Origin of the sequence: Nostoc sp. (assembly GCF_036919575.1) — a bacterium.
GTDB lineage: Bacteria > Cyanobacteriota > Cyanobacteriia > Cyanobacteriales > Nostocaceae > Nostoc.
Genome location: NZ_JBALBY010000068.1, coordinates 15899 through 35716 on the forward strand (window position 1 = coordinate 15899; position 19818 = coordinate 35716).

Annotated in this window: 27 protein-coding genes; 14 read left to right on the top strand and 13 right to left on the bottom strand. The window is 42.9% G+C overall.

All coding sequences use genetic code 11. The features are described 5' to 3' along the window. Positions 1-202: 202 nt before the first annotated feature. The gene (gene glgA / locus V7K27_RS18485; RefSeq protein ID WP_334949545.1) at positions 203-1642 is read left to right on the top strand and encodes a glycogen synthase GlgA; all 1440 of its coding nucleotides are present in this window, start codon (positions 203-205) and stop codon (positions 1640-1642) included. A 379-nt stretch (positions 1643-2021) separates the two neighbouring features. On the opposite strand, the gene V7K27_RS18490 is transcribed toward glgA, so the two are convergent. Next, positions 2022-3287 (bottom strand): HEAT repeat domain-containing protein, encoded by a 1266-nt coding sequence (locus V7K27_RS18490; protein WP_334949546.1) that lies wholly within the window; start codon positions 3285-3287, stop codon positions 2022-2024. Positions 3288-3504: 217 nt separating this feature from the next. Here V7K27_RS18490 and V7K27_RS18495 point away from each other — a divergent pair, with 217 nt between their 5' ends. From V7K27_RS18495 to V7K27_RS18505, 3 genes are all read left to right on the top strand, one after another. Further along, complete coding sequence (locus V7K27_RS18495; RefSeq protein WP_334949547.1) at positions 3505-3795, top strand: DUF2281 domain-containing protein; 291 nt, start codon at positions 3505-3507, stop codon at positions 3793-3795. Beyond that, positions 3795-4238, top strand: coding sequence for a type II toxin-antitoxin system VapC family toxin (locus V7K27_RS18500; RefSeq protein WP_334949548.1), 444 nt, complete (start codon positions 3795-3797; stop codon positions 4236-4238). Before V7K27_RS18495 ends, V7K27_RS18500 begins: the two co-directional genes overlap by 1 nt. A 62-nt stretch (positions 4239-4300) precedes the next feature. Beyond that, positions 4301-4396, top strand: a complete 96-nt coding sequence (locus tag V7K27_RS18505; RefSeq protein WP_334949583.1) for a type I restriction enzyme endonuclease domain-containing protein — start codon at positions 4301-4303, stop codon at positions 4394-4396. Positions 4397-4476: 80 nt separating this feature from the next. On the opposite strand, the gene V7K27_RS18510 is transcribed toward V7K27_RS18505, so the two are convergent. After that, on the bottom strand, positions 4477-4989 hold the full coding sequence (locus V7K27_RS18510; RefSeq protein WP_334949549.1) for a hypothetical protein: 513 nt from the start codon (positions 4987-4989) through the stop codon (positions 4477-4479). A gap of 110 nt (positions 4990-5099) precedes the next feature. Here V7K27_RS18510 and V7K27_RS18515 point away from each other — a divergent pair, with 110 nt between their 5' ends. The 4 genes from V7K27_RS18515 to V7K27_RS18530 all read left to right on the top strand — a co-directional run bounded on the left by V7K27_RS18515 (position 5100) and on the right by V7K27_RS18530 (position 7432). Next, positions 5100-5249, top strand: a complete 150-nt coding sequence (locus V7K27_RS18515) for a hypothetical protein (RefSeq protein WP_334949550.1) — start codon at positions 5100-5102, stop codon at positions 5247-5249. Positions 5250-5617: 368 nt separating this feature from the next. Next, positions 5618-5869, top strand: a complete 252-nt coding sequence (locus tag V7K27_RS18520) for a hypothetical protein (protein WP_334949551.1) — start codon at positions 5618-5620, stop codon at positions 5867-5869. A 52-nt stretch (positions 5870-5921) separates the two neighbouring features. Beyond that, on the top strand, positions 5922-6902 hold the full coding sequence (locus V7K27_RS18525; RefSeq protein WP_334949552.1) for a HEAT repeat domain-containing protein: 981 nt from the start codon (positions 5922-5924) through the stop codon (positions 6900-6902). Between the two features lie 296 nt (positions 6903-7198). Continuing rightward, positions 7199-7432 (top strand): helix-turn-helix domain-containing protein, encoded by a 234-nt coding sequence (locus V7K27_RS18530; protein ID WP_334949553.1) that lies wholly within the window; start codon positions 7199-7201, stop codon positions 7430-7432. A gap of 19 nt (positions 7433-7451) precedes the next feature. Here V7K27_RS18530 and V7K27_RS18535 read toward each other — a convergent pair whose 3' ends face one another. The 5 genes from V7K27_RS18535 to V7K27_RS18555 all read right to left on the bottom strand — a co-directional run bounded on the left by V7K27_RS18535 (position 7452) and on the right by V7K27_RS18555 (position 10673). Then, positions 7452-8060: a HEAT repeat domain-containing protein gene (locus V7K27_RS18535; RefSeq protein WP_334949554.1), complete on the bottom strand. Its 609-nt coding sequence runs from the start codon at positions 8058-8060 to the stop codon at positions 7452-7454. Continuing rightward, positions 8057-8287, bottom strand: a complete 231-nt coding sequence (locus V7K27_RS36520) for a hypothetical protein (protein WP_442947626.1) — start codon at positions 8285-8287, stop codon at positions 8057-8059. The genes V7K27_RS18535 and V7K27_RS36520 overlap by 4 nt, the downstream gene beginning before the upstream one ends. Before the next feature lie 490 nt (positions 8288-8777). Then, complete coding sequence (locus V7K27_RS18545) at positions 8778-9272, bottom strand: bleomycin hydrolase (RefSeq protein WP_334949556.1); 495 nt, start codon at positions 9270-9272, stop codon at positions 8778-8780. Positions 9273-9350: 78 nt separating this feature from the next. Beyond that, a complete protein-coding gene (locus V7K27_RS18550) occupies positions 9351-9908 on the bottom strand; it encodes a bleomycin hydrolase (protein ID WP_334949557.1) in 558 nt (185 codons plus the stop codon). Between the two features lie 594 nt (positions 9909-10502). Then, a complete protein-coding gene (locus V7K27_RS18555; protein WP_442947627.1) occupies positions 10503-10673 on the bottom strand; it encodes an NblA/ycf18 family protein in 171 nt (56 codons plus the stop codon). 316 nt (positions 10674-10989) lie between these two features. Here V7K27_RS18555 and V7K27_RS18560 point away from each other — a divergent pair, with 316 nt between their 5' ends. The 6 genes from V7K27_RS18560 to V7K27_RS18585 all read left to right on the top strand — a co-directional run bounded on the left by V7K27_RS18560 (position 10990) and on the right by V7K27_RS18585 (position 14654). Beyond that, complete coding sequence (locus V7K27_RS18560; RefSeq protein ID WP_334949585.1) at positions 10990-11607, top strand: phycobiliprotein lyase; 618 nt, start codon at positions 10990-10992, stop codon at positions 11605-11607. Then, the gene (locus tag V7K27_RS18565) at positions 11604-12149 is read left to right on the top strand and encodes a hypothetical protein (RefSeq protein ID WP_334949558.1); all 546 of its coding nucleotides are present in this window, start codon (positions 11604-11606) and stop codon (positions 12147-12149) included. The genes V7K27_RS18560 and V7K27_RS18565 overlap by 4 nt, the downstream gene beginning before the upstream one ends. A 530-nt stretch (positions 12150-12679) precedes the next feature. Next, positions 12680-13447: a phycobilisome rod-core linker polypeptide gene (locus tag V7K27_RS18570; RefSeq protein WP_334949559.1), complete on the top strand. Its 768-nt coding sequence runs from the start codon at positions 12680-12682 to the stop codon at positions 13445-13447. Positions 13448-13594: 147 nt separating this feature from the next. Then, a complete protein-coding gene (locus V7K27_RS18575; RefSeq protein ID WP_334949560.1) occupies positions 13595-13846 on the top strand; it encodes a hypothetical protein in 252 nt (83 codons plus the stop codon). A 97-nt stretch (positions 13847-13943) separates the two neighbouring features. Next, a complete protein-coding gene (locus tag V7K27_RS18580) occupies positions 13944-14465 on the top strand; it encodes a cyclase family protein (protein ID WP_334949586.1) in 522 nt (173 codons plus the stop codon). Between the two features lie 9 nt (positions 14466-14474). Then, positions 14475-14654: a hypothetical protein gene (locus V7K27_RS18585; protein WP_334949561.1), complete on the top strand. Its 180-nt coding sequence runs from the start codon at positions 14475-14477 to the stop codon at positions 14652-14654. Positions 14655-14814: 160 nt separating this feature from the next. Here the strand turns inward: V7K27_RS18585 and V7K27_RS18590 are convergent, their stop codons facing one another. The 6 genes from V7K27_RS18590 to V7K27_RS18615 all read right to left on the bottom strand — a co-directional run bounded on the left by V7K27_RS18590 (position 14815) and on the right by V7K27_RS18615 (position 19744). Next, positions 14815-15735 carry an RluA family pseudouridine synthase gene (locus V7K27_RS18590; protein WP_334949587.1) on the bottom strand — a complete coding sequence of 307 codons (921 nt, stop codon included), beginning with the start codon at positions 15733-15735 and terminating at the stop codon, positions 14815-14817. Positions 15736-16018: 283 nt separating this feature from the next. Further along, positions 16019-16672 (bottom strand): Uma2 family endonuclease, encoded by a 654-nt coding sequence (locus V7K27_RS18595; RefSeq protein WP_334949562.1) that lies wholly within the window; start codon positions 16670-16672, stop codon positions 16019-16021. A gap of 29 nt (positions 16673-16701) precedes the next feature. Next, the gene (locus V7K27_RS18600) at positions 16702-16785 is read right to left on the bottom strand and encodes an AtzG-like protein (RefSeq protein WP_442947628.1); all 84 of its coding nucleotides are present in this window, start codon (positions 16783-16785) and stop codon (positions 16702-16704) included. 54 nt (positions 16786-16839) lie between these two features. Beyond that, complete coding sequence (locus tag V7K27_RS18605) at positions 16840-17190, bottom strand: DUF952 domain-containing protein (protein ID WP_334949563.1); 351 nt, start codon at positions 17188-17190, stop codon at positions 16840-16842. Beyond that, the gene (locus tag V7K27_RS18610; RefSeq protein ID WP_334949564.1) at positions 17187-17609 is read right to left on the bottom strand and encodes a KGK domain-containing protein; all 423 of its coding nucleotides are present in this window, start codon (positions 17607-17609) and stop codon (positions 17187-17189) included. Before V7K27_RS18610 ends, V7K27_RS18605 begins: the two co-directional genes overlap by 4 nt. A gap of 626 nt (positions 17610-18235) precedes the next feature. Beyond that, positions 18236-19744 (bottom strand): thioredoxin-like domain-containing protein, encoded by a 1509-nt coding sequence (locus V7K27_RS18615; protein ID WP_334949565.1) that lies wholly within the window; start codon positions 19742-19744, stop codon positions 18236-18238. Positions 19745-19818: the final 74 nt, after the last annotated feature.

Here is a 19818-nt window from a genome sequence, read left to right on the forward strand (position 1 = left end):
AGAATTGATCGCCGTTGCACTAAAAATGTGCGGCAATTTTGGATTTTGGATTTTGGATTAAAAGAATTTTTTGGTTGATGCCCCGTCCCTTGTGGGCAGAGTCAATCTAAAAGACGCTTGCGGACTCGCTCTTTGTGGCGCTATCGGCAATCTAAAATCCGAAATCGTTTGAGAATATAGACTCAGGGAAGCAAAAATTACCATGCGGATTCTATTTGTTGCAGCAGAGGCAGCACCCATTGCCAAAGTAGGAGGAATGGGTGATGTTGTCGGGGCATTACCCAAATTCTTGAGAGAAATGGGGCATGATGTGCGGATATTCTTGCCTTACTATGGCTTCCTGCCAGACAAAATGGAAATTCCTAAAGAACCCATCTGGCGAGGATCTGCCATGTTCCAGGAATTTGCTGTTTATGAAAGCATTCTGCCTGGTACTGATGTTCCCTTGTACTTATTTGGACATCCCGCCTTCCTACCCCGCCACATTTATTCTGGAGAAGGTGAAGACTGGCGGTTCACCTTGTTTGCGAATGGTGCAGCCGAGTTTGCCTGGAATTACTGGAAACCAGAAATTATCCACTGTCACGATTGGCATACGGGGATGATTCCCGTGTGGATGCACCAAGATCCTGATATCAGCACAGTATTTACCATTCATAATCTGGCTTATCAAGGGCCGTGGCGTTGGTATTTAGAGAAAATTACTTGGTGTCCCTGGTATATGCAAGGACACAATGTAATGGCGGCGGCGGTGCAATTTGCCGATAAGGTAAATACAGTTTCGCCGACTTATGCGGAGCAAATCAAGACACCAACTTATGGCGAAACATTAGAAGGTTTGCTGTCCTTCATTAGCGGTAAATTATCTGGGATTATTAACGGTATTGATACTGAGGTTTATAACCCAGAAAATGACAAATACATTGCTCAAACTTTTACTGCTGATACTTTAGAAAAACGCAAAGCCAACAAAATTGCTTTGCAACAAGAAATAGGGTTAGAAGTCAATTCCAAAGCCTTTTTAATTGGGATTGTTACCCGATTAGTGGAACAAAAAGGCATTGATTTGATATTACAAATCCTCGATCGCTTCCTTTCTTATACAGATGCACAGTTTGTGCTGTTAGGGACAGGCGATCGCTACTATGAAACTCAGATGTGGCAATTAGCATCCCGCTTTCCCGGACGCATGGCAACTTACTTACTATATAACGATGCCCTGTCTCGCCGGATCTACGCTGGTACTGATGCCTTCTTAATGCCTAGTCGTTTTGAACCTTGCGGTATTAGTCAAATGATGGCTTTGCGTTATGGTTCTGTACCGATTGTTCGCCGCACAGGTGGATTAGTTGACACCGTAACCCATCATGATCCCGAAAATGCCGCAGGTACTGGTTATTGCTTTGACCGCTATGAACCGCTAGACCTTTTTACCTGTATGATCCGGGCTTGGGAAGGCTTCCGTTTCAAACCGCAATGGCAAGAACTACAAAAACGCGGCATGAGTCAAGATTTTAGTTGGTATCAATCTGCCAAGCAGTACGTGAAGTTGTATAGATCAATTTACGGTTTGCCAGAAGAAGAGGAGACACCAGAACCAGAGTTAGTTTTAAACGAAGCAGTCACTAGTAGTAAGTCCTGAAGTGCTAGGGGCGTAAAGATAAAGAACCCCACCCCCAACCCCTCCCCGCCTGCGGGGAGGGGAGTTAAAGCGTAGCTTTGGCGGGGTGGGGTTTCGGGTATTATGCTTAATTACCGGGACATGAATATAACTCTTTGTCAAAGTCAATTTTTTAACGAACCGCAAAGGACGCAAAGGAGAGGCAGCGCGTTGCGGGGGTTCCCACGCCACTTGCTTTATGCCGGGGAACCCGTCCACCGCAGTGGCTCCCCGTTGTAGCGACTGCCGTCGCAAAGGAAGAGAAGGAACAGAAGGAAGAAATGCTTAACTGAACTGTATTGAGACTAGAACTCCAAACTCCTGTACAGACGCGATTAATCGCGTCTCTCCAAACTATTAATTAACTCGTCGCTTTCGCCCTAATTAACCAATCACGATCGCCAGCGCAAATTTCCCGACCGGACGAGTCTCCTAAGCGGTCTAGCGCTAATAAACAAGCATATTTCAAATCCCAAATCGGCGTATTTAGGCAAATTTTGAGTTCAGGAATTGCTCGTGAATCACCCAATTCACCAAGAGCGATCGCACAAGCCGCACGGGATTTCTGAAACTGGGGTTCGCGGTTGTGCAGGTTTTCTACTAACAAATCATAGGCGGGAGCATATTTCAGCCAGCCGAAAAGTTTCATCACATGATAATGAGCGCCATAATCGTTATATCCCTTGTCGGAATAAGTTGCTAGGAGTGCTGCTGGTGCTTCTTGTGGATAGATTTCGAGTAAGGTTTTTGTCGCTAAATAACACCGTCCAAAATCGGTTTCGTAGAGTTCGTTAATCACAAAATCTAGTACAGGGGTAAGGTCATACTCATGTACTAAATCAAGGTCGTTGGGATGATCGTATAGTACTTGCTCTAAGTAAGGTTGAATTTCTGTAAAGGTAATTTCACCACTGGGAACGCCTGCATCCAAAAGCATCCGCAATCCTCGCAACCGGAACACTAGAGATACAGGACAACGGGCGATCGCTGGGATGGCTTTGTAATAGCGTGAATCAATCAGGTCTTGAATGGAACTGCGCCGTGCATTGACGTTGGAACTTTGTAGCAGCGCCATCACCTCAGTGATTTGGGAATAGTCACCTGTGAAACGACAAACTGTAGCGATCGCAGCACTACGGGTAGGTTCATCCTCAGCTTGGGTAAATTTCTGTACACGTTCTAGAGACGGCTGATAGTCAGCGTTAGCTAGGGTGTGAATAATCACCCGATAGATTTGACCTGGCTTATCGAGCAGTTGCGCCACCTCTTCCAGAATTACTGGATCTTTAGTGCCGATTTCCCCAATCGCCCACACGGTATTTTCAACAGTATAAATATCATCATCTTTGAGGCACTGCCGAATTACAGGTAAAGTTGATTCAGCCTGCAATCGCCCCAGACTTTCCACAGCCTTGCGTCTGACAATGCGGTGGTCTAACTCATCAGGGTTACTAGTTTCAATCGCCCGTACCAAAGCCGCGATCGATTGCTCAGTGGGATAATTAATCAGATGGGAAACAGCAATATATTTATCAGAAGCGTCTTCGAGTTGTTCTAGCGGTGTATCGATAATTGCGATCGCTTGTTCTTCTGTTAGCCCAAACATTTTAAAAAAACGTTTATCCATTGATCTATAAATGGCTCTTGAATAATTGCTCAGAGGTCACGCTTACTATCGTACTAGGGAGTGGGGACTGGGAAATAGCGGTAAATGATGTTTATGGATTGAACTATCAAAAAATGCAGTTGCTTTTCACTCGAGTTTAGACTAGAAACTATTGCGATAATGAAAAAGACTGATGCAGCTATTCCTGGATTTCCCATGCAGTAGAGGAGATACCCCTATGACTATCAAAGAATTGCTTCTCCAAGAAATTGAATCCACCTCAGATCCCATTCTGACTGAAACGCTAGACTTTTTACGTTTTTTGAAAACGAAGGAAACCCAAACACAGCCTGTTTCATCTGTAGCAGATTCTACCGATCACACTATAGTAAATTCCACAGGTCGCTCACTGTTAGAACACTTGAAAACGATTGGTCAATGGTCAGGCGATGATTTACAAGAGTGTCTTGAGCTAGTTTATGCCACTCGCGGCAAAGCCAAATTTGATTACGACAACCCCTTTGAATAATGTACCTGTTAGATACAAATCACTGTAGTCAAGCAATACTTGGTAATGCCAATGTGCTTCATCGCCTTGCGGGGATGGAAAATTCTGTGATTACAACCTGCGTCATCGTTCAAGGCGAACTGATAGACATGGCAGAACGTTCTCAACACAGGGAAAGTAACTTAGCCCTCATTAACCGTTTTCTAACGGGTATATACATTCACAATATTGATGGATTTACTGCTACTATCTACGGACAACTCAAAGCCGCTTTATTCAATCAATTTGCACCAAAAGAGAAAAGCAAGCGGAGAAAAACTAAAATAACTGATTTAGGCTTTGATGAAAATGACCTTTGGATTGCTGCTGTAGCTCTACAATACGGTCTTACCGTTGTATCAGCCGACAGTGACTTTCAGAGAATTCAACAAGTGAGAACATTGACTATTGAATCTTGGCTGTAAACCCTATGCGCTTGCTCGTATTCTATTGAAGCAAGCTGAATCACTGGTTAATCAAGCGCCTGCTGCGGAAATATGGTTATCCACCAGACAAGCAGGAGAAGGCGATGGTAACGGTGTTGCAACAGGCAGAATTACCGTGTAGAGATTGGGCTGTGTGAGCTTTGATGGCGATCGCCCTTGATGAATTGTCTTTAGGTTGAGGTAAACTTAATGAAGTTATTAGCCTGCTGTCAATTGTTTACTCAAGCTTTATACCAATGATTTCATCCGTCCCAGTTACAGGATTGCTTCGGTAAGTAGTGCTAGTACCATTCCTAACTTTGTTGGAAAATTCTGATGCTTGGTGGTTATAAATGGTTTGATAACCAATACCTGTATTATTATTAAATTGTGTTCCAGAGCCAGTATTTTTGAATTCTTGAACCTTATCGCCACTTTGATTAGATTCATTAGACTGTAGATGTTTACCCGCAGTGATTGCAGCCATTAAAAGCTTCTTGTACTCTCTTAACTCAGCTTGGGTTATGCCTTTACTCTGACTTGTGCTGCTGTCATATTCATCATGATGCTCAAAGCATAAGTATACGAGATTGGCTTCATCCCGGTTCGACGAATCTTGATCGATATGTGCAATTTGTCCTTTTTTTCGAGACAAATCTCCATCAAAACCAAAGCAAAGAGCGCAACGCCGAGTAGATGCAATTAGTAAGTCCTTTTCTGGTTCTTGAAGAATTGTTTTTCTATTTGTCATAAATGATGTGATTTGGATAAACAGTAAAGCTAATATAGCGCGGGAGCAACGCGATTTTGTGAAGTCGCGGAAAAAAGTGCGATCGCTCTTTTGAGTAGCTTCATCCTAGCTTGGCCAAGCTGCTGAGGGAAAAAGTACTAATTTATGAATTTATGCCAACAGAAAATGATCAGCCGAATGTGACGAGCATTCAATACTTTAAGAAAAACTTTGAGTCTTACTTGCGGGGAGATATTTTCCCAGTAGAGGAAACCTCTTGAGCGGTTTTTGCACGATGCTAAATTATGCTAGCGCGATGCCTACGATGGTTACTAAGCTTGCCGAAGTACTGGCTATGCCTACGCACTTGCAATCAAAAAAGCCTAAAAGACTAATCAGAACTTAGATCGAAGGCTGAGTTGGGTTCGACTTTTGAAGATTTGCGTCAAAAAGCTTTACCAGTGGTAACGCAATCTGAGAAGATCGGAATATATACATTTGTCAACTATTTAATTAGTTGCCTCTTGCCAATAGTGCAGTTGTATGTAACAGCTAAGTAGTGGTCTTTAGCAAGTCACCAAATACAAACATTCTTTGGAATACTGACCACATATCATTTATATAAACAAGCATTAAGGAGACAAAAGTTATGGATGAAACCTCAGAACTCACAACAACCGATAACGTAACCGCTCAAAATGTCGCAGAAGTTATTGCAGAACTTGAGCAATATCGGGAACGTCTAGTCCAAGAAACTACAGAAACAGCAAAACGGGCTAAGTTGATGAGAGTAAACGTCATGGCAAAACTGGAGCCTGAGCTTGCCAAAATTGATTCTGCCCTCGAAGAACTTCGTAATCAACAGGCTGCCCTGAGTGTCAGCAACTATAGCATTTCCTAATCACATCAAGTACATCATAGTCCCCTCTTCGCTTGCGGGGAGGGGGTTGGGGGTGGGGTTCTTATATCTCACTCAAGCGAGAACCGCTATAGTCATTCATCTAGATAATTTAGCTGTAAGTTATATGCTCAACTCCGAAACTCAATCCGGGGAGGATTCGTTAAATCTGTCCCATGTAGAAACTGATGCTTTATTTGCAGCAGTTAGTGAGCAATTAGGCTTAAACACCTTCAACCCGGATGACCAAGAGCTACTCAAGCGGATGGTTGAGAGTATGGGAGACTCACGGGGGATGGTTAGGTTGAGTTTTGCAGAAGCGTTGGGTAAAATCGGTAAACCAGCGACCCCTTTATTAATGGAAGCTGTGACAAATCACCCAAACCCAGTTGTACGCAGAGCTAGCGCTAAAACTCTAACACTGATCGCTGACCCGATCGCAGTTCCAATCTTGGTTAATGCCCTGTTAAATGATGAAGATACGGTGGTCAAAGGCTCATCAGTGGGAGCGCTGGCTAAAATAGGTGAGGCAGCTGTGCCAGCATTGCTGAAAATCTTAGCGTCAACCGAGTATCCAGAAAGTGCCAAAGGTCATGCAGTATGGGCGTTGGGATTTATTGGCGCAGAAGCGAAAGAGCATTTATATCGAGAAATTAACTCAGACTCGGCTGAAGTTCGGGCTGCGGTAGTGGGTGCGATCGCTAAAATTGCTGAAGAAGGCACCGAAGAAGGAGCATTTAATATTTTAGTTAACGCCCTCACCGATGCATCTGAAATTGTGCGGAGTGAAGCAGCAGCAGCTTTGGGTAGCCTCACCTATCGTCCAGCAATTCCCAACCTCATCGAGTTACTGCATCATGACGATTGTGAAACTCGAAAAGCGGCGGCTCTGGCATTAATGAAAATTGGCGATCGCACTGCCTTAGAACCTCTGCAAGTTGCATTAACTAAAGAAGGGGAAGCAGTGGTTCAGGCAGTATTCAAATTGGCAATTTCTCAAATTGAGAGACAGTTGGAGGAGGATGCTTGGGAATAGGGCGATTCAGATTTACAACTTGACGCGATGTGCGACTTATTCTTGGAACCCCGCTTCCATTCCTCTCCCCGAAAGGTCGATAGGCTTTGATTCTTGCTCCCATTCCCTCGTAGGGAAGGGGTTGGGGGTTAGGTTTGAGATAAAGTCGCACACGGGGTAACTTGACATCTTCCTCTCATTTTGAGAGTATTTCAGCAGCAATTAGTTTTTTGTTGATTGATGGATAGATATGTCTAGAGAACCTTACTTTTGACCAAGCTGCTTATAGTAGTCTATTATCTGAAGTCGCTCCCAAGGTGATTGAGACGGAAGAGGAGTACGATCGCGTCCTAGCTGTGGCAGAGCGCCTAACGTTTTGCAAGAACCGGACTCCAGAAGAGCAAGCTCTGCATAAGCTGATAGTAATGCTGATTGAAGCGTATGAGGCAGAGAACTATCCAATGGATGAATCTGCACCGCATGAAATTCTCCAACACATTATGGAAGTCAGTAATACTCATCAAGCTGACTTGGTGGGCATCATCAAGTAGTTGCATTTAAGAGCGATCGCTAACCTCTCTTATACTTAATTACCTGATCTAATCGAGGCAAAGCACTCACTGCTGATTCTCGAACATATGGATCAACAGATTCATCATTTGTCAATGCCGTCAGCACTTCCACTCCTCGGATATCACCCATTGAACCGAGTGCATTTACGATCGTCACAGCCAGCGCAACATTATCTATTGTTTTCAAAGCTTCAGTTAAAATCTCAAAGGCAGGAGAACCAATCTCACCCAGCGCCATGACTGATGCAATATAAACAACGGCATTGGGATCATTGAGCGCTGTTTTCAATCCCTGTAAGCCCTCATCTGGGAAAGGAACATCGTGATGGTTTGCAGCAACCTGTGCCAGGGCATTAGCACAATTACCCCGAATAGTTGCATTATCGCTATTTACTAATGATTCTACCAGTAGCGGTACAGCATCTATACCAATAGCACCCAGCGCCTTTACCGCAGCTCGACGGTAAGTGACATCTTCCTCATCCAAAATACTCATCAGGCGAGGAATAGTATTTTGATCGCGGACATCAGCCAGTTCCCACATGGCTCGTTCCCGCAGATTGGGGTTGGGGTGTTTCAACTGTTCAAATAAAGAATCTATTGTCATAAAATAAAATTTTCTTGTTTCAATCCCACAATGGCATTGTCAGCCAATGCAATGGCATTGTCAGTCAATGCAATGGCATTGTCAGCTGATGCAATGGCATTGTCAACCGATGCAATGGCATTGTCACCCGATGCAATGGCATTGTCACCCGATGCAATGGCATTGTCACCCGATGCAATGGCATTGCCAGCCGATGCAATCGGATTACAAAAGATTTGTGTGTACACTGTAGCTTTTTAGGAGAAAAACTTTGAATTTTACTCCCCAACGCTAGCTCTTAAGGGGCTATTCTTGTTAGATTTGTATTCAACTCAACCGAGAAGCACTATATATAGCAGTTTTCGTTTGGATGCAATACACTTTGACCTCACTTCCATTCCTCTCTCCTAAAAGGAGAGAGGCTTTGAATCTTACTCCCCAACGCTAGTAGGGAAGGGGCTGGGGGTTAGGTCTGTATTTCACTCAACTGAGAACTGGTATAACTAACGCCACTTACTTTAAGTCGGGAAACCGCAAGGGCGCAGTGGCTCCCCAACCTACGCAGTTTAAGGTTTTTGGCGCTAACTCAAGCGTATTGGTATATAACTGTTCACAGTTAATTACAACTGAGGGACTCTTAGTAAGTCACTCAACCAGATATAGGCAAAGCAACAAACTGAGAGTCCCTGAGTTTTAGAGTATGACGATCGCTCGTCTACATCTAGTCAATCCCTATTATTATGAAAGGGAGTTGATTACGTAGTCGAGAAGAGAGCGAAACTCAACTAAGGCTTGAGGAGACAAGTCACGAGGAGAGCAAGCGCGATCGCGAGTGAAAGTCAACGCGGTAACATAAGGAGCTGTGGGCAGACCCAAAGAGCGATAAACTTCACGAGCGCCTGCAATACCCCACTCATCCAGAGGGCCAGTACCGCCCACAACTAAGCTGTAGTTGATCAAGCGTAGGTAGTGCTTGATGTCGCGGAAACACTTGTCTTTCTTAACTTGAGTGTCGCCAGCTTCACCTTCTTGGGTTAGGTAAGGATATTTCTTGAAGGCAGCATCATAAGCTTCTTTAGCTACAGCATCGATACCAGAAGCCAACTTTTCAGCAGCTTCTAGACGAGCAGTAGCACGCTGAATGCTACCTTGAACGGATTCTAAATCAGAGGTGCTGGGAAAACGACCTGCTGCATCGGCAGATCCAATAACCGTAGTGATAACTGATTTCATTGCTTTTTATACTCCAGATTAGATTTGATCGAGTTTTAATTTCAGTTTGCTTGGCTAATAGCCTTTAGCCATGAGCAATTAGCTCAGAGCAGAAATAACGCGATCGAAGTAGCTAGCAGCTTCAGCAGCTAGAGCAGAGCAGTCGCCTTGAACGACTTCCAGTTTGCGGAACTTTTTACCACCGTTAGCTTCAGTGTTGGTATTGGTGATGTGAGCGACGCTGATCGCCTTCAGGATTTGGAAAGCCCGTACAGAAGAGCCAGTAGGTACGCCCAAAGCTGTGTAGGTTTCTTTCAGACCGTTCAAAGCCCGATCGTCCAATACGGAAGGATCGCCAGCCAACAGCGCATAGGTAACATAGCGCAGGATAATTTCGGCATCACGTAGACAAGCAGCAGTCCGGCGAGTGGGGTACAAGTTACCACCAGCTTGCAGCAAACCTGTGTTTTCAGCAGCAATACCTGCGATCGCATCCGAAACTGCACAGCTAGCGTTGCTGGCGATCGCATTCACTGCATCAAGGCGCTTGTTGCCTTCAGCAATGAAAGACTTAAGGGCTGCCAAGTCAGTACCACCGATAGGAGCGGTTTTGGCATCAGCCGTAATTACAGCTCTGGAAAAAGCATCAAGAACCATGAGTTCTCCTTAATATTCACAAATGGCGGATATTATTTCTGGCGTCTCTCGATCAGATTAACTGTGAGTAGCCAAAGAAAAACATAGGGGATCGATAGTACCCTAGTCTTTACTATGAGAGACAAAGTAATAATCTGTAATATTTTACTTGGGCATTGGGCATGGGGCATCGGGACTAGAGAATAAGCAGGGGGCAAGGGAGAAGAGTTTTCCTCTCTGCTAAGAGCAACCCCGCCTATAAAGCTTCTTTCCTATGCACAATACTTCGACCTGACTTTTCACTTATGTGAAAAAGCTAACGATTGACCTAACCCCCTTCCCGCGACGGGAAGGGGGAAAATTCAAAGTCTCTCTCCTTAAAGGAAGAGAGAAATAGAAGTGAGGTTTTCCACATACCGTGAAAAGTCAATACTTCGACAACGCTCAGTACAAGTCAGTCGAACGCTTTTAGATTAAAGAGTTGAAATTTAATCCAAAATCGTCAATCCCAAATCCAAAATTGAATTGCCCTATGCCCAAAAAATTAAGACTTACGCATTTGAATGGAACTCTGCCACAGCGTAAGTCTTAAGGAAAAATATTGTTTTTACTCGATCAAGCTTGTTTGAGTAGATGTTTAACCAAATTATCTTTCACCATCATCTGCCGTAAAACTTCTAACAAAAAATTCTGAGCCTCTTCTTGACTCAAATCCTTTACCTGATCTTTCAAATTTTGTAAGCGAAACTGTTGCTCTAAGGTTAGTTCGATTGGCAAGTCCATCATTCACTCCTCGGATTGACTGGATCGAAGGGTATTTATTGTTACTGCTACTGCGAAGGCGTAGTCTGTGATATACATCGCTTTTTTATCACTATAGCACTGAGATATTAAACTGTCTACATTGTCAAGCTATATAAGAACCTCACAATGAAAGTTTACAATTTACGGAAAACACATCTGCTTCTCCCTTTGTAGGGAATTTATTGAAGCTGGGCGCGAATGGCTGTAATGTTTAGAATGTTTAGATACCAACAACTCTAAAAAGAAAAAACAAGGTAAAGATCATCCGCAGGAGTAATAAATAGGAGTCAGAAGATTGATAGACGCAATGGAATTTTTTCAGCTAAGTGCAGGTAAGTGGCGATCGCAACGTGCAACTCATCATCTGGCGTTCAAGCGCTCAGAGACGGGAGAATCGGATATACAAGTAGAAACTCTGGATGCCGATCATCCAGAAATCATTGAACTGTGTCAGTATCATCAGATTGACCCCAGCCTTTCAGTCGGAGGGTCGCGTGTGCGTTGGCTAGGCACAATGGCTTGGGATCGAGAGGGTGAGGATAACCATGAGGGGAAAACCATATTTGCGATCGTCCCTGATGGCGATAACCCCAGGGCTGGCAAATTACTCCGCGAAAGAGGCTACGCCGAAATTATGCCTGTAGTCGGTCTTTTTCACATGGATGATGAAGATGGACTAGTGTTGACAACCGAATACGAAACAATGAGTTCCATTGAGCGATTCTGGTTTGCCAGCCCAAATATGCGAATGCGAACCAGTACAGTCAAACGGTTTGGCGGCTTCAGCACGGCATCATTTTGTACAGAAAGCCGCATTGAAACTTCTGTTGATGTTGCCAGCACAGCAGAAGTAACAGAAAGACTTGGGGAGGATGTTCGAGAAAAAACACAGTTTTATTCTGTTTTGGGCTGGTGAATAATCTCAAGCAGAGCGACGCTTTTACTCGTGGGCGAGATTATCTGCATCTGGTACAGGGGCTAGCCCTAGAACCGGGGATGGTGGATGTGTTTGAAAATAAGCGCGATCGCATCCCCATTTGCACTTGGATCGGCGAGAATATTAACAGCGTAAACGCTCAGATCAACACCTATCTAGAAGTTTGTCATGAGTGCTTTCATCCCCAAGAGCGTCGCCAGATCCAAATTTTTGCAGTACCCATAGCTCAATCCTTCGGCATCGATGGGCTATGCAACATTCTCACAAACCCAATCACCATTTTGGTAGATGTCGGTCGAGTTGCACCTAGAGACTGGTTTGGTGTAGTCATTCATGAATACGCCCATGCCCATCTAGGAGACTTTGGTCACAATGAGCAATTTGCTAGCATTCTATCTCATCTATGCTTAGGACTGGGATTGGAACCACCCTACTGGGAGGCAGGGATGGAAGCAACTTTGCGTAGCTGGCCTTACTGTAAATCAACCATAGATCCTCTGGAATTTTGGATAGGTCGCTGAAGGAGACAGGAGGCAGGAGGCAGCAGATATCGTGAGGGAGAATAACTAATGCAATGCCCAATGCCCAAGGGAGGATCTCAATGAGTGTAAAAAGCCTTGTAAAACCTCACCCCAACCCTCTCCGTGGGTTCGGAGAGGGAGCAAGAATCTTGTTTTTCATCTGGTATATTTGCTTTCACTGAGATGCTCCTAATGCCCAATGCCCAATGCCCTATTAATTTCTTTTGCTAAATGTTAAAAATTATTGCTTCAGTTCAAAAAGGTGAAACTGAATCTTCTAATCTGAAAATATATGAACAATGTTTTTAGTAATTTACGTAGTCATTAAGCTGGAAGCCAAACTCCCTTTTTTGATTAGCTATGAGTTGAATTTAGCAGGCTAATCGTTTTTCCTACGAAATACGAAATACTGAAAACCCCCTTAGTTAAGTTTCGTGAAATTTTATCAGAATCTGAAGTTCTGATACAACTACTCCCTTAATATATGATTAAAAGTTATTAACTTTAATTAAGAACGTGGAGGCTTTAGAGTGGCAATTCCTCTGTTAGAATATGAACCTTCAAGTCAAAACCAGCGTGTAGCTGGGTATGAAGTACCGGGTGATGAACAGCCCAGGATTTTTAATACAGACAATATACTGTCCCCGTCAGATTTAGGTGATCTGATCGAAGCAGCATATCGTCAAATTTTCTTTTATGCCTTTGCTGCCGATCGCGAAACATATTTAGAGTCCCAACTCCGCAATGGACAAATTACAGTGCGGGACTTTATTCGCGGGTTGCTGCTTTCCGATACCTTTAAGAGAAGCTTCTACGACCTCAACAATAATTATCGCTTTGTTGAGCAAGTAATCCAGCGTGTTCTAGGACGCGACCCATACAACGAGCGGGAAAAAATCGCTTGGTCAATTGTAGTTGCGACCAAAGGTATTGTCGGCTTGGTTGATGAAGTACTCAACACTGAAGAGTACCTGAGCAATTTTGGATACTCCACAGTGCCTTATCAGCGCCGTCGGATACTGCCATCTCAATCTGCGGGTGAGTTGCCATTCAACATCAAATCTCCGCGATACGAAGATTACCACCGTACCAAACTGGGTTTCCCCCAAATCATTTGGCAGGTAGAAGTACGCAGATTCCTTCCACAAGAGCAAAAGCCCAAGGCTGGCGATCCAGCTCTATTCTTGGCTTTGGCAAAAAGTATCAATGCAACTGGCAATGCTCCCCAACGGATCTCGTCATTCAACATCGATATCGAAAAGTCTGTACCTTATCGGCAACTGGCAGGAATTAAATAACGATTTTTGCTCGGTGGCTGGCTAGTACATCCATTTGATCATTTTATAGCGTGCATGAGTCCTGGGTTATGTAGGAGTTTTATTTAGGTATAACTAAGTGAAACAGACTCTATCCCATGTCTGATGCACGCTAGTTGTTAAGGGGCATTGGGCACTGGGCATTGGGCATTGGGAATTGGTTATTTTGTATGTATGAGCCAAGTTATCTTTAGTGTTAGCTCTTTTGTAGTCAGAATTTTAGATAGATTTTTGCGTCAACTATTTAAAAAAACTTTCTGGCCAATTGTTTGTTTAATAGTTCTGTTTGGTGCTGGTTTGGTGTCTGTAAACGCGGTACAGGCCAGACGTGAGCCTCCCCTGTGGCAAGTTTATCAGCAGTCGCTCAAGTCAGCCAAATAATGTTGATTTGACTCATGCGTAGGCGTAGCCCGTCGTAGACATCGCTCCGGCAATTCCTGTATGGTCAGGTTTTGGTTCATCAAAGTTTGCGCCTACTATCAACCCAAAAACGGGTGAGCCATACACTTACCAAAAGGATGGGTTTGAAGCAACTCATTACGATTTATCCACCGACCAGCTAGGAACCCAACTAGATCCACCTGCTCACTGGAACCCTGATTATCCAGCTATCGATGAGTTGCCAGCGACCTTTGCTGTTCGTCCTCTAGTAGTAATTCCGATCCAAGATCAAGTTGCCAAAGACCCCAATTACCACCTAAATGTCAAAGATATTCAGAATTGGGAACGTCAGCATAGTAGGATTCCCCAAGGCTCAGTTGTGTTTGTTCGCTCTGATTGGTCTAAAGAATGGCCAAACCCCAAACTAGCCACAAGAACTAAGTTTCCTGGGGTGAAGCTAGAAGCTTTGCAATTTCTGCACCTTAGCCGCAAAATTCTTTTCCACGGACATGAAGCCCTGGATACAGACAGCACCCCAACACTCGAAGGAGAAGCTTGGCTGTTAAAAAATGGATATACCCAAGCAGAGGGTGTTGCAAATCTAGATCAGGTGCCATAAACAGGCGCGTTGGTCGCTATTGGGTATCCCAAATTCAAAGGTGGCTTGGGAGGTTATGCACGTTACATTGCTATCTGTCCACCAGACTGGAAATACGGCGTGTCAGTAGGTCAAATTCCAGAATCTCCCCTGCAAAAAGCAGATAAACCCCTCCATTGGGATACAAAATTGGGTGTACGAGTACGGTAAGATGTAGCAATGAAAAACTCTATACCATATCTGATGCACGCTAGTACAGCACGGCGTAAATAAGCCACCCATTTGAAATGTCTCAAACCCTTGCAAACAATTAATTACGAATTACGAATTACGAATTACGAATTCCGCCTTGCGGTACTAGTCGTTAGTTTTATAGAGTAATTCGTCTTTTTAACATCTCCAAAAGTTTTGTAAAGTGGGCGGGAGGAGTAGCTGTCACCTCAATCAACTCCCCAGATAGGGGATGCTGCAATTTTAGCCGCCAAGCGTGTAGTGCTTGACCGGGCAAATTTACCCCCACTGAATGACCAGAACTATAAACCGGGTCGCCGACAATGGGATGACCCATTTTGGCGCTGTGGACGCGAATTTGATGGGTGCGTCCAGTTTCTAATTGAAAGTGAATTAAGGTGAAGTTACCAAGACGTTCTAATACTTGCCAATGAGTAACGGCAGATCGTCCGCCTTGTTCAACGGGTATAATCGCCATTTTCTTGCGGTCTTGGGGATGGCGACCAATGGGCAAATCTATAGTGCCACTTTCAGTTTTTGGCGCACCGTAAACTACGCCCAAGTATTCTCGCCGTGCAGTTTTTGCTTTGAGTTGTGCTTGTAGATGATGATGGGCAATATCTGTTTTAGCGATCGCGATCGCCCCTGTAGTATCCTTATCTAATCGATGGACGATTCCCGGACGCTGAACTCCGCCAATTCCAGGTAAATTGGGACAATGTGCTAATAGGGCATTTACCAAAGTGCCATCTGGATGACCGGGCGCAGGATGGACAACTAAGCCTGCTGGTTTGTTGAGAATAAGTAACTGGTCGTCTTCGTAGAGAATATCTAAGGGGATATCTTCTGCAAGTAGTTCTAAAGGTTGGACTTCTGGTATTTTAAGAGTGATGCGATCGCCTACCTTGACATTGATCTTCTTAGATGTACAAACTTTATCGTTAAGTTGGACGTTACCCTGTTCGATTAAGTGTTGGATGCGGGAACGGGATAAATCTGGTAATTCTTGGGAAAGGTAACGGTCAAGGCGATCGCATGAAGTGTTGACGCAGTGTATCATACTCCCAAGGGGAAGCAAGCTAGGTGCAGCATCCTCCAGTGGAGTTGATAAGCGATCGCTATTTTCTGGGATTTGTAAATTAAATTCGGTCACAATTGCTCTAGATTAATTCCCCGTACTTTAATTAAACCCCACACCCTTAAAACCTCGGCTTTGCGTTGCTTTCCCGCCCTGCAATAAATTGCGGGCTAATAGCTAAAGTGCGTTGAAACGCACTGAAATTAAAGAAATTAAGGTGCATTGGGGCTGATGGGTTAGACTCCCGATCAATTCGCCAACAGTCTCATTCTATTCGCCCTAGTTGTTCTCTTACCGATTGTCGAAACGCTTTAAGTGCTGAACTCATTCCTGTGGTTCGCGCCATTTCCACAAATCGGGGAATAAGTTCCGCGATCGAAAAACTAGGAAATGTGGGGCTGATGAGAGACTTCACATATTGCTCACCTTGCAGCAAGCTAATTTCTCGGTTTTTGCTTTCATATCGCCAAATTTCAGGTACTTTCAAGGCTTTGTAGGCACTAATTTGGGTTTTAGAGGTGACATCAATTTCAATCGCCAAATCAGGAGGAGGGTCAACAGTTAGGTCGATCCTGTCTTTCCCAATCATTAGCTTATAGTTTTGAATATAAAAACAATCATCGGGTTCAATACCTGCACTGATATCTTTTCGCTTAAAGGTAGTTGAACCTAAAGACTCCCAATTGAGATCGAGTTCATCTAGCAAAGCTTTCACCAAGTCTCCGATGATTACCTTAGCTCGCTCATGTTCTGGTAATGGAGCCATAATTTCTAACGTTCCTTGGCTGTATGCTACTCGACTCCCGCGATGTTCTCCTAACTCCTTGAGAATTGCTTCAAATACTTGCCAACTAACATCTTCCAGTATTATTCTTTGCCCTGGTGGAACTCGAATTTGTTTGAGTTGAAGAGTAACCATAGAATGTTAGTTGTTAAATAATTTCATTTTTACTCAAATTTGAGATGAGCGATCGCATTAATTCTCTCAAAATTTATCACCACACCATCCCTATACTCATCTCTTGCCTGCAAATCCTTGACTTCTCATCTCTCTTCCTTTGCGCTCTTTGCGTCCTTTGCGGTTCGTTATTCTAAATTTATAACTTCTGGCGGCAACTCAAAAAACCCATCTTCCCCAGTTTCAAAATCAATCACCAGATACACAGCATCAATATTTAACTCACCATAAATGTGAGGAAATAATTCGCCTATTTCAGCAGGTTCATAACGAATTTCAGCTTGGATTTTATCAGAATCAATAAAAAGTATTACCAATTCTTTTTGATTATCAAAAAATCTCTTTGCAACTTTGAGTATTTGCGTTGATTTGGAACAGTGGATAAAGCCTTCCCTGTCTAACGAATCAGCGCGATATGTACCGAGATTTTTTGCTTGTTCCCATTGTTGGCGTTTGGTGATGTGGAAGATAGTATTCATCTTGCTTCTATCATTTTACGAATATCATCTAAAGGTGATTCGGATTCATTGGCTTGATCAGCACAAAATTCAAGGCATAATGTATATTTATTTGTCGTCACATTTGATATGTATATTTGAATTTTTAGTTTTCCTTTCTGCCAGCCTTTACCACTAATTTTAAGTATTTGGCAATCTATAATCAAATTCAATTGAATTTCATCTATTTTGATAATGTCTTGAGCAACAGATATTTGTTTTAAAAACTCAGAAATTTGAGTGGTAGTCTTTTGAGTCATGTGATCAAAAGCACTATGACGTTCCCACTTGCTATAAATCTGTTCCCGAACTAATTCCTTTAATCTGCTGACTTTAAAAGTGTCTTTCTGCAAAAGTACAACATCATCGTCACAGTCTAGAGTGATGAATTTATTATTCATGTAGTTAATTCAGAGTGGACAATACCAGCTTGTTAACTTAAGCTTATTCCCAGCTTATTCTACAATTTTGTTGACATCAATAGGACTTACACACTCTATAAATTAACCATAATATGTGTTATGCAAAATCAATGTTTCAGGCGCTGAACATAATTCTGATTTGATCGCATATTGACTGTGTTGGGTGTTAAATATGGCTCAAAAGCCAAAATTTGGTATAGTACATATGTATGATGCGTAAGTCCTAATCAAGTTAGTGAATATTAATCCTAGTAATTTAGTAAGTATCCGCATGATAGTTTAAACTAATCAACTATTTTACTCCACAATTATTAACAGTACTATCAGTGAAAATACTGTTATTTAACCCGCTAAATATCATCGCTTTACAACATTATTAGAGAAATATTACGTAGACACGCAGAGTTTTTCTCAGTGCCTTTACGTGATTTTATAATTACACCTAAAGGTATCAAGGCAGATAAATTTCTAATCCAGAGCAAAAATTTGGAATTCATCCCTTTAAAACTTTAATCAGTAGTAGCACTATTTAATTAGTTCTCTCTCTTTAAAATTTCACTTATAGTCCCAGAGTTTTTTTTGCGCCTTTACGTGAGGTTATCATTTTATAAATTCGGCGGAATACAAACATCTGGCGCACATAACCCAAGAAACTCTAGCGTTGTCACCTCAAAAGTATCCAAATCTACGCGGCGGATAGCGTGGTTATTGGTATCAGCAATATATAAATATGAATCCATAGCACTCAATCCCGAAGGTTCAAAAAAGCGGCTATTCTTACCTTGACCATTTTGTAAATCAGCAGAACCATCTCCCAAAACTGTTTGGCAATTTCCAGTGGAACTAACTAATTTAATTTTATGGTTATACGTATCTGCCACCCACAGAAAATTCTGGGCGTATTCCACTCCTAAACAGTGCTGCAAACGGACATCTTCACCTTGTCCATCTACATCACCAAAACCAAATAAATCCCCACTACCGCAAATAGTTCGCACTTGGTACGGTTCTACAATTCCCACACCACGAATTGAACTAACTTCACTGTCAGCAATATATAATTCTTGCCCATTATTAGTAATACCACTAGGTTGAGCAAAGGCAGATTCAGTAAGTGAACCATCAATACACGCTTCAGCACCAGTACCAGCATAAGTTTTGATAATGCCAGTTTCCAAATCCATTTGCCAAATTTGATGCGGTCCAGCCATTGCAATAAACAAGGTATTTCCCACTTTCACTAAATCCCAAGGGGAATTCAGCGCGGTTTCTAAACCAGCACCGCCATGAGGACGGATATTGCGACTTTGTTCACCAGTTCCCGCGATCGCTTCCACTACTTGACGCTTTAAATCAACTCGCCGCAGGATATGATTTTCTGTATCAGCAACATAAAGAATCTCATTTTCGGCATCATAAGCCATTCCCTGCGGTGCAAAAAATTGCGCTTCGTGAAAAGCACCATTAATTAAACCTGATTTTCCAGTACCAATTAAGTGCAGAATTTCCCCGTCAAAGCTACTCATAACTAAGCGGTGATGTCCAGAATCAGCGATGAACAAACCTGTTGGAGTAGCTAGAACTTTACCAGGAAAAGCTAGAGGTGTGATTAATGGTTGACGCTGTTTTTCTAAAGTCAAGCTGATTTCTTGGAAATTAATTGTACCTTTGTGTTGGTGAATTAACTTTTGAATCAACTCGTCTAAAGTGTCACGATTTCCTTCACCAGAAATCTGACCAATCACGTAACCTTCTGGATCAATAATTATTAACGTAGGCCAAGCACGCACTGTATACTCTTGCCAAATCCGAAAACCACTGTCAACTACAACTGGATGTTCAATGTCGTAGCGCAGGATAGCTTGGCGAATATTTTCTGTTTCCTTTTCGTTGTCAAATTTGGCAGAATGTACGCCAATAACGGTAAGAATATCTTTATATTTTTGTTCTAAATATTTCAGGTTTGGTAGAATATGCAGACAATTGATACAGCAGTATGTCCAAAAGTCTAAAATTACGACTCTACCCTTTAATTGTTTAATAGATAAGGGTTTCTCGGTGTTGAGCCAATAGTAATCTTGTGGTAATTCTGGCGCTCTGACACGGGGAATCATAAAGTATCCTTTGCTAAAGTTAGCTTATTCGTTTAACTTTAAATTTAGAACAAAATGATTGGTAAAATAGATAT